Genomic DNA, 12472 nt, shown 5'->3' on the forward strand with positions numbered 1-12472 from the left:
GATCAGTCGGCTGCGCTGTTTTCGATCCCCTCCGGCACTTCGCGAAAATGATCGGCCCGGCCGGATATACGCTGGTAGAATTCCGCCAAACCGCCGATCACCTGCACCGCTCTGACCTTTGCCGTACCGATAAGCTTCCGGCTGTTCCGCGAATGCGATTGCAGGGCCTGCATCAACTGCCTGTGAACGACCTCAAGAGCCGCAAATTCCGGGGACGCGGCGACGCGCTCGTCGCCGACCACGGCCAGGATCTGTGTCCGGTTGCTCTTCCCCTTGAGCGGGAGCGCGCCGGCTTCGATCAGTGCCATTCCCTGCACTGACCGTGCTGTACTGTCGGAAATGAGGATATCGAAGCCGACCTCCTTGCAGGATGACTCGATGCGGGCAGCAACGTTGACGGCGTCTCCGACGGCCGAATAGTTGAAGCGGGTCTTGGCGCCCATGTTGCCGACGCAGGCAAGGCCGGTATGGATACCGATGCCGATGCCGACCTCCTGATCAGGCCCGAAGCCGAAGGCGTCGCCGGCGTTCAGTTCGGCGAGTGTCTCGCGCATGGCCAGCGCTGTGCGAACCGCCTTGGTTTCGTGATCCGCCACATCGACGGGCGCATTCCAGAAAGCCATGATCGAATCGCCGATGAACTTGTCGAGCGTGCCTTCATTAGCCACGACATGGCGGCTCAGCGCGTCCAGCAGCGTATTCAGGAAGGCGACGACATCGGTCGGCGCCAGCCGCTCGCTCATCTCGGTGAAGTTCCTGACATCGACGAACATGACCGTCAGCTCGCGGTCGTCGCCGCCAAGACGCAATGCGTCACGATTATGCTCGATGCGGTGGAGCAACGACGGAGAAAGATAATGCCCGAAGGCGCGCCGCACCTCACGCCGCTCTCGGTCGATCACGAGGATCTTGAAGGAGGTCGCGGCAAAATGGGTGATCGATCCGCTGACGATCGGGGCCAGCGGATCGAAGAGAAGCCCCGCATAGAGAAAAGAGAGCCACGACGCCACCAGCGCCATTGCGGTGATCAGCAGGCCGCAGACCAGCGCGACGGCGGGGCTGACGAAGGTCGTCACCACGACGAGCAGGCATCCGAGCACCGCGATGACAAGGATTTCAAGCCCGTCCGCCCAGTCGGGCCGAGACAGGAATTGGCCGGAGAGGATCTGCTCGGCCGCCTGCGCATGCAGCGAAACCCCGGGAACGTTCTCGCCGAGCGCGGTAACGCGGATGTCCTGCAAGCCAGCTGCCGATGTGCCGACGAAGAGAATGCTCCCGTTGATGGCCGCTGCCGTCTCGGTGGAGACGCCTCCCGGCGCAAGCACCTGCCGGACGGAGATATACCGCTCGGCCCGGTCGGTAGTGACATAAAGCCAGAGTTCGCCAGCCGCCGTCAGCGGGACGACGAAGTCGCCGATCTTAGCCGATGTCATAATACCGGCGTGGTCGGGAGCGCCGGATAGTACGTAGGTCGAGGCGCCCTGTGCGACGCGCAGCGCCTCGACCGCGAGATTGGGATAGAGCTGTTCTCCGTCGGTTAGGAACAGCGGAACTGCCCGCACCACCGGCGAAGGGTTTCCGGGGTTGAGGCTGATATGGCCGAGCCCCGCCGCATTGGTTTCCAGGTGCGGTCTGAGCGGCGTCGAGGCGCCGAGATGGGGCGGAGCCGAGACGGGGCTTTCGCCCGTGAATGCGAAGCCCGCCTTGACGGGCGGCCGGTAACTGCCCTCGTTGGAGAGGCCGAAGCCGAGCACGACCGGCTTTTCGGCGATCGAGCGGGCGAATATCTCGTCATTGTCGGGCAGCTTTTCGGCAAGCGAAGGATCGATACCAATGACCTCCCGGACGATGTTGCGCGGCGACAACCGATCCGGCTCGGAGAAGAGAACGTCGAAGGCGATGGCCGCGGCACCCATCTCCGAAAGCCGGTCCACGAGGAGGGCCAGCCGGTCCCTTGGCCAAGGCCATTGCCCGAATTCGCGCAACGAGGCCTCATCAATGTCGATGACGCGGACTGGCATCGGCTCGAAGGTCCGCGGAACCAGCCGCTGATACTCGTCAAATGTCACGCCGCGGATCAGCTTGAAAATTCCGGGATCGCCAGCCCGCAGAATCGTGAGCAGAGCCACGATCGCCAGACCGATAACGACACCGATTTGCTGCACGCGCGTCATGATCTCACCGGCTGTCCCCTCCCACGGCCGGCCGATCGGGCCCGCAACTGCCGACGGACAGGCTACGCCGCTTTCATTCTGAATGCCATTCGCAGATACCTCCAATTTTCAGCCGGGCTTTTGCCCGAATGACAAGGCATCGATCTTGCCGGGCGGGCAGCGAAATGTTCTTCTAGCGGCTGCAAATCGGATGCTTTTCCGCAAAAAGAACGAGGGGTCGCCCGTGATTTCCGAATCCGCCGCGCGTCGGAGCGGCTACTGGCTTATTGTCGTCGTGCTGGCAATGCTCGGGGGACTGCCGTTGGCCGTCTGGCTCGATATCAGCGATCTCTCGGGCAATACCCTGCGGCGTCAGGCGCGAGACATGAGCTCGCTGATTTCAAGCATCCGCTCTTATTATTCGACGAATGTCGTGGGGCGTGTTCTGGCCGCACACGCGAGCGGTGCGACCTCAGGCACGGTCGTTTCCCATAACTATGCCAATATTCCAGGCGCCATCCCGCTGCCGGCAACCCTTTCCCTGGAGCTCGGAGACGTTATCAAGGAGCAGCAGGCCAATATCACCTACCGCTTCGTTTCCGACCTTCCCTTCAAGAGCCGCGCATCCCACGAGCTCGACGACTTCGAGAGAAAGGCGCTCGCCGCCCTGCGCGCCAATCCGCAGCAAGCGCTGAACGACCTTACCCGCGTCGGGTTAACCGACACCTTGCGGTTCATCACCCCGGTGGTCATGGGCCAGGCCTGTGTCGCCTGCCACAATACTCATCCCGAAAGCCCAAAAACCGATTGGAAGGTCGGCGATGTGCGCGGCATACAGGAAGTTGTCATCCGCCAGCCCTATGCCAGCAACGTCTTCGCCTTCAAATACCTGCTCTGTTATTTCCTGTTCGTCGCCGTCATCGGCATCAGCTTCATCCTTCTCCAGCGGCAGCAGACGCGCGCGATCCACGGCGCCAATCAGGATCTGGAAGCGGCGAATGAGTTCCTCGCCAGCATTTCCCTGAAAATTTCGCGCTATCTCTCGCCACAGATCTACAAGAGCATTTTCAGCGGGCAGAAGGACGTCGTCGTCCATACCGAGCGTAAGCGTCTGACGATCTTCTTCTCAGACATCAAGGATTTTACGGCGACCACTGAGCGCTTGCAGCCGGAAGCCCTGACGGAAATGCTCAACGAATATCTGACCGAAATGTCGAACATCGCGCTACAGCATGGCGGCACGGTGGACAAGTTCATCGGCGACGCGATGCTGGTCTTCTTCGGCGATCCCGAAACGAAGGGGCCGGAAGAGGATGCGAAGGCATGCCTGCGCATGGCGGTCGACATGCAGCGCCGTCTCGGCGAGCTTAAGGACAGATGGCGCAGGAACGGCACGGAAGAACCCTTCGTGGTGCGCATGGGAATCAACAGCGGCTATTGCAACGTCGGCAATTTCGGCAGCAGCGACCGCATGGACTATACGATCATCGGCGCCGAGGCCAATCTGGCGGCCCGACTGCAATCGATCGCCCAGGGCGGGGAAATCGTCATCAGCTACGAAACCTATGCGCTGGTGAACGAGATCGTCGATGCCCATCCCTTGCCGCCGATCACCATGAAGGGCATACAGCGCGAAGTCGTGCCCTATGCCGTGGACGGGCTGAAGCTCGGCGCCGATCACAAGAGCCGCGTTCTCAGCGAGCATCTCTCGGGCCTCGACCTGCATCTGGACATGGGCCGGCTGGAACCGGCTGACCGTCTTCGGGTCAGGACGGCTCTCAAGGAGGCGATCGCAGCACTTGATGAAGCCCTCCCCGAGACTATGGAGCGCAACCGGATATCAGGCGAGGCGTGATTTTTCCGCCCGCCTTCCACATCCGTCTGGACTTCGCCTACTCGATCTGCTATCCCGCATCACCAATCGCAAGGCTGCGGCCGCGCGAACGTTATATTTTTGCCCCTGGCGCTGCGCTGCCTCTGGCATCAACCAAACCAAAGGAACGTGATTCTCGTGCAGGTACTTGTCCGCGATAACAATGTCGATCAGGCTCTCCGCGCTCTCAAGAAGAAGATGCAGCGCGAAGGCATTTTCCGCGAAATGAAGATGCGCGACTACTACGAGAAGCCGTCGCAGAAGCGCGCTCGCGAAAAGGCCGAGGCTGTTCGCCGCGTTCGCAAGCTGGCCCGCAAGCGCGCCCAGCGCGAAGGTCTGGTCGCACGCTAAGCGTTGCCGTCGTTTTTTCGACGTTTTCAGATGCATTGTGGCGGGGGCGATGGGTTCGCCGCCGCCTTTTTAGTTTGCCGCTGAAGATCGCATATCCAAACATCGGATATGCCGCATGGGGAAAGCGAGCCCGAATGGCTGATACCACCTTCAATCCGTCCCGCGCATGGCGCTTTCAGAAAACCGCATTCCTGCCGGCTTTGACGCTGGCGGCCATGGTTGGTCTCGCCGGCTGCGAGACGACCAATACCACCGATGCCGTAATCCGCATCGACAAGGCACAAGGTTCGGAAGAGAATATTGCATCGCTGACGGCGGTCATCAACGCCAATCCGAGAGATCCCGAAGGGTATAATGTCCGTGGTTCCGCCTATGGCCGCGGCGGCCAGTTCCGCCAGGCGTTGAACGATTTCAACACGGCATTGCAGATCAACCCGCGCTTCTTCCAGGCCTATGCCAACCGCGCCCTGGTCTACCGCAACATGGGCCAGCAGCAGCAGGCGATTGCCGACTACAATGCCGCCCTGCAGATCAACCCGAGCTACGACGTCGCCTATATCGGCCGCGGCAATGTCTATCGCATGGCTGGCCAGGACGATGCGGCTTTCAACGATTTCAGCAAGGCGATCCAGCTCGGCACGACCGATGGCCGCGCCTACCACAACCGTGGGCTGATCTACCAGAAGCGCAATCAACAGGATAAGGCAATCGACGATTTCTCGAAAGCCATCTCGCTCGCGCCGAATTCACCCGAGCCCTACAATGGCCGCGGCGTCTCCTACTTCGCGCTGAATGATGACGACAACGCGTTTGCCGATTTCAATCATGCGATCGAGCTCAACGGCAACATCGCCGAATCCTGGGCCAATCAAGCGCTCGTCTACGAACGCCGCGGCGACAAGGCAAAGGCCGCCCGTTCCTATCGCCACGCCGTTGGACTCGATCCGAAATACCAGCCGGCCCGCGACGGTCTCGCCCGAGTCGGCGTTCCAGCCGGCTAAAGATGTGAATTGGGGCGGCCGGACCTCGGAAGCCCCAGGACCCGGCATTGCAACAAAATCACCGGCAGAGCCGCCTGACCAATGACCGGCCCGATGCCTGTGCAGCGTAAGCGAGCCGTCATGAAGGCCGCAGCATCGCTTTGAAAAGAGAGGCGGAAAAACCGCCGCCGTCTTCGATGGCATGTCATACTATGTTGCAACCTGCTTTTGCTCCCCCTAACATGGGCTGCTTCGATAGCCCGCTATCGGGCTGCGCGAAAACATGTTGAGGGCGGTTTGCGAGAGATGCGGATCTTTGCTTTCCTGACCGCAGACGAAAACTGTTGCGGGCAGCGGGCACGACGGCGCCGCGCGTCTTTCAAGACGCGCAAAGGCGGCTTCACGTGGAATTGCAGTCTGATTGTGTCTTGGATCGATTCCAGTTTGCAGAATGAGGCAATGGCGCGGGCGATGTGGCGCAATAAATGAAGATCGTCACATTGTTTTTCCCCAAAGCTTCGATCGGCACCTACTTGGTCGCCATGGCGGTTGCGATCGCGCTGCCGATTTTTGCCTTCGTGGCGTTGCTTCTGCTGCAGTTGGAGGACAACCAGCGTTCGGCGCTGAAACGCGAGACGGCCCAGGATGCGGTTGCCCTTTCGCGAATCATAGACCGCCAGCTGCAGGACATGGCGACGACGCTCCGGCTGCTGTCGAGCTCGCCGGAACTCGAAAACGGCAATCTCGCCGCCTTCCACGAACGCACGGAAACAGCGTTGCGGGACAATACACTATTCGTCATCGCCGTCGACCGCACCGGCCAGCAACTCTTGAACACGCGCCGAGCCTTTGGCACCCCGCTCAGCAAGGTCGCGAACATGCCTGCACTCGAATCGGCCATGACCTCCGGCCGCATCGAGGCGTCCGATGTCTTCCGCGGCCGGACCAGCGGCGACTGGGTTTATAATGTGACCCTGCCGCGGGCGAACGATCCCGTGGCAGCCCTCATCATCACGCAGGATGCCAAGGATCTGAGCAGGCTGGTGACGACCGAGGGTTTGGCGCCAGGCTGGTCGGCCGCCGTCATCGACCAAGGCGGCCATGTCGTCGCCGCCACCGGCCCGGCCAATCTCGAACCCGGCACGCCCTTCGACCCGCGTATCCTGCCGGCGCTCGGCAGCTTCCGAGGCGTCTTCGAGGATAAGACGATCCTGCCGCACATGCTTCTTGGTTATGCGCAAATTCCGGGCTGGTCGTGGAAGACGGTGATCTGGGGGCCGGTGGCGCAGGCCTCGATTCTCAGCACCTGGCGTTTCCTCATCATCGGAGGTGTCGCACTCGTGCTCGTCGCCGTGTTAGCCGCCTATGCGGTCGCGAGACAGGTCCGCACCACGATCCGCGAGATCGCCGACATGGCGAACCGAATGGGCGAAGGCCACATTGTCTCACCCGTCGAAACGAGCGTCATCGAGGCGAACCAGGTGGCGATCGCTCTTTCGAACGCCTCTTTCGATCGCAGCCAGACCGAGGACCGGCTGCGCTTCGTCATGCATGAACTTGTCCACCGCACCAAGAACCTTCTCACACTTGCGCAGGCCATGATGCGCCAACTCGCCAAGCAAGCCGACAGCGTCGAAACCTTTCAGGCCGCCGTCGCCGACCGCCTTGAGGGACTGGTGCGTTCGATCGAGCTCCTGACCAGCGAGCAATGGGGAGGCGTGTCGCTTCGGCGGGTCGTCGACATCCATCTGCAGGCCTTCCCGCAATCGCGCGAGCAGATCGAAATCGCAGGCGAAGATTTCATCCTGAAGCCGGATGCGGTGCAGAACCTCGGCCTTGCGCTGCATGAACTCGCCACTAATTCGGTGAAATATGGTGCCCTCTCCGTCCCGCAAGGCCGCGTCCGCTTCGAGTGGCACGATGTCAGGGAAGAAGACAAGCCGGATGCCCTGCTCCGCTTCACCTGGGAAGAGAGCGGCGGCCCGCCGGTAACAGAGCCGTCACGCTCGGGCTTCGGCACGACGGTTATCAAGGCGCATGCCGCCTCCGCCTTCCGTGGCACGGTGCAGGTCGATTTCCGACCGGAGGGCCTCTTATGGGTGCTGACGGCCCAGCGCGCGGCGCTGGAGCGGGAATAAGCCAGGAACAATCGCCAGTTCAACCCGTTTCGAACAGGTCGTTCCCAAGGAGAAGGACCATGTTCAAGCAAACGATGATCGCCGCCGCGGCTCTGGCGGCCGCCGCCTGGGCAAGCTCGGCGAACGCCGAAAGTTATGTGACGCTTGGCCGTCTGGTCTGCGGATCGGATGGCGGTCAGGGTCTTATCATCACCTCGCAGAAGAATCTCATCTGCACCTATACGCCGGCGGCCGGCGGCGCCAAGGCGGTCTATGCCGGTAAGATAGAGAAATTCGGCATTGACCTCGGCCAGACCGGCAAGAGCGTGATGATCTGGCAGGTGTTGGCAAAGACTGGCACGGACATGCCTGAGTTCGCCCTCGCCGGCGAATATTTCGGCATCGGCGCCGATGCGAGTCTCGGTGCCGGTGCCGGCGCCAAGGTGATCGCCGGCGGCACCAATAAGGCCTTCATGCTGCAGCCGCTGAATGTTCAGGCCCAGGAAGGGCTGAACCTGGCTGTCGGCGTCGAGAAGCTGACCCTGGTCCCGGGCGAGATATGAGAAAAGCGGCCAAAAGGGCAGCTGCATCAGGCTCAGTGACCGATCGCCTTGTTGATATCCTCGGTCATTTTCTTGGCGTCGCCGAGCAGCATCATCGTGCCGTCCTTGTAGAACAGCGTGTTGTCGATGCCGGCATAGCCCGAGCCAAGCGAACGCTTGACGAAGAGGCAGGTCTTGGCCCGGTCGACGTCGAGGATCGGCATGCCGTAGATCGGCGAGGTCTTGTCATCGCGCGCCGCCGGATTGGTAACGTCATTGGCACCGATGACATAGGCGACGTCGGCCTGGGCGAATTCTGAATTGATGTCCTCGAGCTCGAAGACCTCATCATAGGGAACATTGGCTTCGGCTAGCAGCACGTTCATATGGCCGGGCATGCGGCCTGCGACCGGGTGGATCGCATATCTGACCTCAACACCGTTCTTCTTTAGATTATCGGCGAGTTCACGCAGCGCATGCTGGGCCTGGGCGACCGCCATGCCGTATCCCGGCACGATGATGACCTTCGACGCATTCACCATCAGATAGGCGGCATCTTCCGCCGAGCCGAGCTTGACCGTCCTGTCCGATGTGTCGGCCCCGCCCGACACAGTCTCACCGCCGAAACCGCCGAGGATGACGGAGATGAAAGAGCGATTCATGCCCTTGCACATGATGTAGGAGAGGATGGCGCCGGAGGAACCGACGAGGGCACCGGTGATGATCAGCGCCAGATTGCCGAGAGTGAAGCCGATGCCAGCCGCGGCCCAGCCCGAATAAGAATTCAGCATCGAAACGACGACCGGCATGTCGGCGCCGCCGATCGGCACGATCAGCAGGACGCCGAGCACCAGCGACAGCGCCACGACGGCCCAGAAATCGACATGGCTTTCGGTCATGGCAAGCCCGACGATGAAGAGCACGATCAGCGCCAGCAGTGCGGCATTGATCAGATGCCGGTAGGGCAGCAGGATCGGCTTGCCGGACATGCGCCCGTCGAGCTTCAGGAAGGCGACGATCGAGCCCGTGAAGGTGAGTGCCCCGATCGCCACACCGAGCGCCATCTCGATGCGCGCCTCGGTATGGATATGGCCGATCTCGCCGATGCCGAACGAGGCAGGCGTATAGAGCGCGGAAGCCGCGACCAGCACGGCGGCAAGGCCGACCAGCGAATGGAAGCCGGCGACGAGCTGCGGCATCGAAGTCATGGCGATGGTGCGGGCGACATAGGCGCCGACGCTGCCGCCGATGGCAAGGCCGAGGACGATCAGCACGAAACCGCCGACGCTCGGCGTCGCCAGCACCAGCGTCGTCAGGATGGCGATCCCCATGCCGACCATGCCGTAAAGATTGCCCTTGCGGCTCGTGGCTGGATGCGAAAGACCGCGCAACGCCAAGATGAACAGCACGCCGGAGACGAGGTAGAGGAAGGCTGCGATATTGGTCATCGATCCTCACCGGTCCTTCTTGCGGTACATCGAAAGCATTCGCTGCGTGACGAGGAAGCCGCCGAAGATGTTGACCGAAACGAGCACCAGGGCGACGAAACCGAAACCGGTCGCAAGCCCGCTTGTGGAGATGCCGACCGCCAGAAGTGCGCCGACCACGATGACGGAGGAGATCGCATTGGTGACGGCCATCAGCGGCGTATGCAGCGCCGGCGTCACCGACCAAACGACGTAATAGCCGACGAAGATCGACAAGACGAAGATCGCGAGCTGGAAGACGAAAGGATCGATCGCCCCGCCGGTCGCAGCGCTTGCCGCCTCCGGGGCATGCGCGGCTGCAGTGGCGACGGCCGCAACCGCGTCGTTCAGTTGCTCCAGCGCTCTGTCCATCGCTTCACTGGCCATCATATGTCTCCCTTCTTCACGCCGCCGAAGGCGGGATGAACCACATCGCCGGCATAGGTCAGCATCGTCGCCCTGACGAGCTCGTCATCTAGGTTGACGACGACGCTCCGGCTTTCCTTGTTGACCATCGTCTCGAGGAAGGTGACGAGGTTCTTGGCGTAGAGCGCCGAGGCGCTGGCCGCGACCCGGCCGGGCATATTGGCGAAGCCGATCACGCACACGCCTTCGACATCGGCGACCTCGCCGGCAACAACGCCCTCGATATTGCCGCCGCGCTCGACTGCGAGGTCGACGGCGACCGCACCCGGCTTCATCGAAGAAAGCATGGCGCGCGACACGAGCCGCGGCGCCGGCCGGCCGGGAATGAGAGCGGTGGTGATGACGATATCCTGCTTGGCGATGTGTTCGGCCACCAGGGCAGCCTGCTTGGCCTGATAGTCGGCCGACATTTCCTTGGCGTAGCCGCCTGCCGTTTCCGCCGCCTTGAACTCGTCGTCCTCGACGGCGATGAACTTGGCGCCGAGCGAGGCGACCTGTTCCCTGGCGGCCGGACGGACGTCAGTGGCCGAGACCGCAGCACCGAGGCGACGGGCTGTGGCGATTGCCTGAAGACCGGCAACACCGGCGCCCATGACGAAGACTTTGGCAGCCGGCACGGTGCCTGCCGCCGTCATCATCATCGGCATGGCGCGGTCATAAACCGCCGCAGCCTCGATGACGGCCTGGTAACCGGCAAGATTAGCCTGGGAGGAGAGCACGTCCATCGACTGAGCGCGGGTGATGCGCGGCATCAGCTCCATCGCGAAGGCCGAAAGCCCGGCACCTGCGAGTGCGGCGATCGCCTCGTCATTGCCGTAGGGGTCCATGATCGCGATGACGGCGGCGCCGTTCTTATAACCCGAGAGCTCCGATAGGCTCGGGCGGCGCACCTTCAGCACCACGTCGGCCGCGGCAGCGTCGGTAAAGCTGCCGATCCTGGCGCCGGCTGCCTCGAACTCGCCATCCGGAATACGCGAAGCCGCACCCGCGCCGGCTTCAACGACGACATCGAAGCCGAAACTCTTCATCTTCTTCACGGTCTCGGCTGAGGCTGCGACACGCGTCTCCCCGTCCGTGATTTCCCTAGCAACGAAAACAATATTGCCCAACTGCCCCCTCCTCCGGGTCAGCCAGACCGCCGCAGGCTCGCCTGCGCAGGCCAAGCACCTAATTCACAAAGCTTCGGAGAAGCCTCCCCTCCCCTTGGAGCGTCTAGCGTCCTCCCGGACGCACAGACGCTCGAACTCTTTGGATCGAGCATCGCGCTCTCCGAAAATCGATTCCGACTTTCCGGCGATGCGCCAGCCGAGATCAGCGGACCAGGAAGATGCCGGCGGCGAGAAGAATGATGAAGACGAAGAGACCGCCAAGGAGGCCAGCGCCGCCGAAGAAACCGGCGGTCATAGCCAGCAGGAGAACGATGAGAAGCATCGTGCCGTATTTCGTGCCGGCAACGAACATGTTGTAGGTCTGCTCATGTTCCTTGTAATCCATCGGCGCGCCGGTCTCGACCGGTCCGGTATGATGTTCGGCCATAAATATCGTCTCCCTGAAATGCTTTCCGCTGCTTGATTCCCTCTTGGGCCGAGGGAAGTCCCTGGCAGCAGGAATTACACAATGACAGGCGAAAGCGCAATGCATGAGAATGCCGCAGCCGCGCTTCCAACCACCTTCTTCCGCGTGGAAAAAGAGTGCGGCGGCGGTCGCGTCATCGCCCCTATCTTCTCCCCCATTTGGAGGACAGGAGAAGCTAGAGCGGCAGGTCTGTGCCGAGTTCGCCTTGCGGAACGAAGCGCGCCGTCGGAATGATGGTCAGCGGCGGCAGTGTGTCGTTGGGATTGCGCGAAAACATCATGCGCTGCTCACTGGCGCTGGAGATGAAGAAGGGATAGCGCGTCAACAGCTTGCGTCCGACCTCGATCACATTCGTCGCCATCAGGGTCATGTCGATTCCATAATTCTTCGCCAGCCGCCCGGGAACGACCGTATCGGCATAGAAGACCCGCTTGTAGAAAGCCGCATGGGGCGGCCGGACAAACTGAAGAACTCGATCCGCACGGAAATAGGCGGCCGCGACGATTGTGGGTCTCAACGTCAGATAGGGGACCCATGGCAGGTCGGCAGTGAGTTCCGGATCGGCTGCAAAACGCGCCGGATCGATCAAGGTCAGCCCGGAATCCAGAAGCTCGTCCATCGCCTCGGGAAAAGCGCCGCCGGACTGGCTGAGGCGATGCTCCGGTGTCACATAATGAACCCGGATTGTACTGATCAGTTCACCATAATAGTACAGGCCGAAAATATAGGCGTGGCTGTCGAAATCGCTGTCGTCAAGCAGCCCCTTCGGGGCGAGCGCCAGCACGTCATGAGCCTTATAAGCCTTGTAGCGCAGGCGTTCCACCTGCTCCATGTCCTCACTGCTTTCGACGCGGCGATATTCGACATGATCCAATATTTCCAAAATTTTCGTGCTGAAATCACTTCGCTTGAACAGTGTCTCTGACATTTTCTTGATCCGCTCGTTAACGGATCATTAATCATACGCCAGCGCGATTTAGGCAAGGAAA

Annotated in this window: 11 protein-coding genes; 5 read left to right on the top strand and 6 right to left on the bottom strand. The window is 61.4% G+C overall.

Annotated elements, in window-relative coordinates:
• Positions 1 to 2 precede the first annotated feature (2 nt).
• Positions 3 to 2174, bottom strand: coding sequence for a CHASE2 domain-containing protein (locus J2J98_RS18340; protein ID WP_207601776.1), 2172 nt, complete (start codon positions 2172 to 2174; stop codon positions 3 to 5).
• A gap of 283 nt (positions 2175 to 2457) precedes the next feature.
• Here J2J98_RS18340 and J2J98_RS18345 point away from each other — a divergent pair, with 283 nt between their 5' ends.
• From J2J98_RS18345 to J2J98_RS18365, 5 genes are all read left to right on the top strand, one after another.
• Positions 2458 to 4008: an adenylate/guanylate cyclase domain-containing protein gene (locus tag J2J98_RS18345; protein WP_375337108.1), complete on the top strand. Its 1551-nt coding sequence runs from the start codon at positions 2458 to 2460 to the stop codon at positions 4006 to 4008.
• Positions 4009 to 4164: 156 nt separating this feature from the next.
• Positions 4165 to 4377 carry a 30S ribosomal protein S21 gene (rpsU, locus tag J2J98_RS18350; RefSeq protein ID WP_003585885.1) on the top strand — a complete coding sequence of 71 codons (213 nt, stop codon included), beginning with the start codon at positions 4165 to 4167 and terminating at the stop codon, positions 4375 to 4377.
• A gap of 134 nt (positions 4378 to 4511) precedes the next feature.
• Positions 4512 to 5378: a tetratricopeptide repeat protein gene (locus tag J2J98_RS18355; RefSeq protein ID WP_207601778.1), complete on the top strand. Its 867-nt coding sequence runs from the start codon at positions 4512 to 4514 to the stop codon at positions 5376 to 5378.
• 464 nt (positions 5379 to 5842) lie between these two features.
• On the top strand, positions 5843 to 7495 hold the full coding sequence (locus J2J98_RS18360; protein WP_207601779.1) for a sensor histidine kinase: 1653 nt from the start codon (positions 5843 to 5845) through the stop codon (positions 7493 to 7495).
• A gap of 59 nt (positions 7496 to 7554) precedes the next feature.
• Positions 7555 to 8037, top strand: a complete 483-nt coding sequence (locus J2J98_RS18365) for a DUF992 domain-containing protein (RefSeq protein WP_207601780.1) — start codon at positions 7555 to 7557, stop codon at positions 8035 to 8037.
• 32 nt (positions 8038 to 8069) lie between these two features.
• On the opposite strand, the gene J2J98_RS18370 is transcribed toward J2J98_RS18365, so the two are convergent.
• The 5 genes from J2J98_RS18370 to J2J98_RS18390 form a co-directional block, all read right to left on the bottom strand.
• Positions 8070 to 9464 carry an NAD(P)(+) transhydrogenase (Re/Si-specific) subunit beta gene (locus J2J98_RS18370; protein WP_064708688.1) on the bottom strand — a complete coding sequence of 465 codons (1395 nt, stop codon included), beginning with the start codon at positions 9462 to 9464 and terminating at the stop codon, positions 8070 to 8072.
• A 6-nt stretch (positions 9465 to 9470) separates the two neighbouring features.
• Positions 9471 to 9869, bottom strand: a complete 399-nt coding sequence (locus tag J2J98_RS18375; RefSeq protein ID WP_064708687.1) for a proton-translocating transhydrogenase family protein — start codon at positions 9867 to 9869, stop codon at positions 9471 to 9473.
• Positions 9869 to 11017, bottom strand: a complete 1149-nt coding sequence (locus J2J98_RS18380) for a Re/Si-specific NAD(P)(+) transhydrogenase subunit alpha (RefSeq protein WP_064708686.1) — start codon at positions 11015 to 11017, stop codon at positions 9869 to 9871. The genes J2J98_RS18375 and J2J98_RS18380 overlap by 1 nt, the downstream gene beginning before the upstream one ends.
• 202 nt (positions 11018 to 11219) lie before the next feature.
• Positions 11220 to 11444: an aa3-type cytochrome c oxidase subunit IV gene (locus J2J98_RS18385; RefSeq protein WP_064708685.1), complete on the bottom strand. Its 225-nt coding sequence runs from the start codon at positions 11442 to 11444 to the stop codon at positions 11220 to 11222.
• Positions 11445 to 11658: 214 nt separating this feature from the next.
• Entirely contained in the window at positions 11659 to 12411 is a 753-nt protein-coding gene (locus J2J98_RS18390; protein ID WP_064712204.1) for an N-acyl amino acid synthase FeeM domain-containing protein, read from the bottom strand.
• Positions 12412 to 12472: the final 61 nt, after the last annotated feature.

The sequence above is a fragment of the Rhizobium bangladeshense genome (assembly GCF_017357245.1).
In the GTDB taxonomy this organism is placed as follows: Bacteria; Pseudomonadota; Alphaproteobacteria; order Rhizobiales; family Rhizobiaceae; genus Rhizobium; species Rhizobium bangladeshense.

Coding starts and splice junctions, on each gene's coding strand:
- J2J98_RS18340 (WP_207601776.1), bottom strand. CDS start 2,174: ATGACGCGCGTGCAGCAAATCGGTGTCGTTATCGGTCTGGCGATCGTG.
- J2J98_RS18345 (WP_375337108.1), top strand. CDS start 2,458: ATGCTCGGGGGACTGCCGTTGGCCGTCTGGCTCGATATCAGCGATCTC.
- J2J98_RS18355 (WP_207601778.1), top strand. CDS start 4,512: ATGGCTGATACCACCTTCAATCCGTCCCGCGCATGGCGCTTTCAGAAA.
- J2J98_RS18360 (WP_207601779.1), top strand. CDS start 5,843: ATGAAGATCGTCACATTGTTTTTCCCCAAAGCTTCGATCGGCACCTAC.
- J2J98_RS18365 (WP_207601780.1), top strand. CDS start 7,555: ATGTTCAAGCAAACGATGATCGCCGCCGCGGCTCTGGCGGCCGCCGCC.
- J2J98_RS18370 (WP_064708688.1), bottom strand. CDS start 9,464: ATGACCAATATCGCAGCCTTCCTCTACCTCGTCTCCGGCGTGCTGTTC.
- J2J98_RS18375 (WP_064708687.1), bottom strand. CDS start 9,869: ATGGCCAGTGAAGCGATGGACAGAGCGCTGGAGCAACTGAACGACGCG.
- J2J98_RS18385 (WP_064708685.1), bottom strand. CDS start 11,444: ATGGCCGAACATCATACCGGACCGGTCGAGACCGGCGCGCCGATGGAT.
- J2J98_RS18390 (WP_064712204.1), bottom strand. CDS start 12,411: ATGTCAGAGACACTGTTCAAGCGAAGTGATTTCAGCACGAAAATTTTG.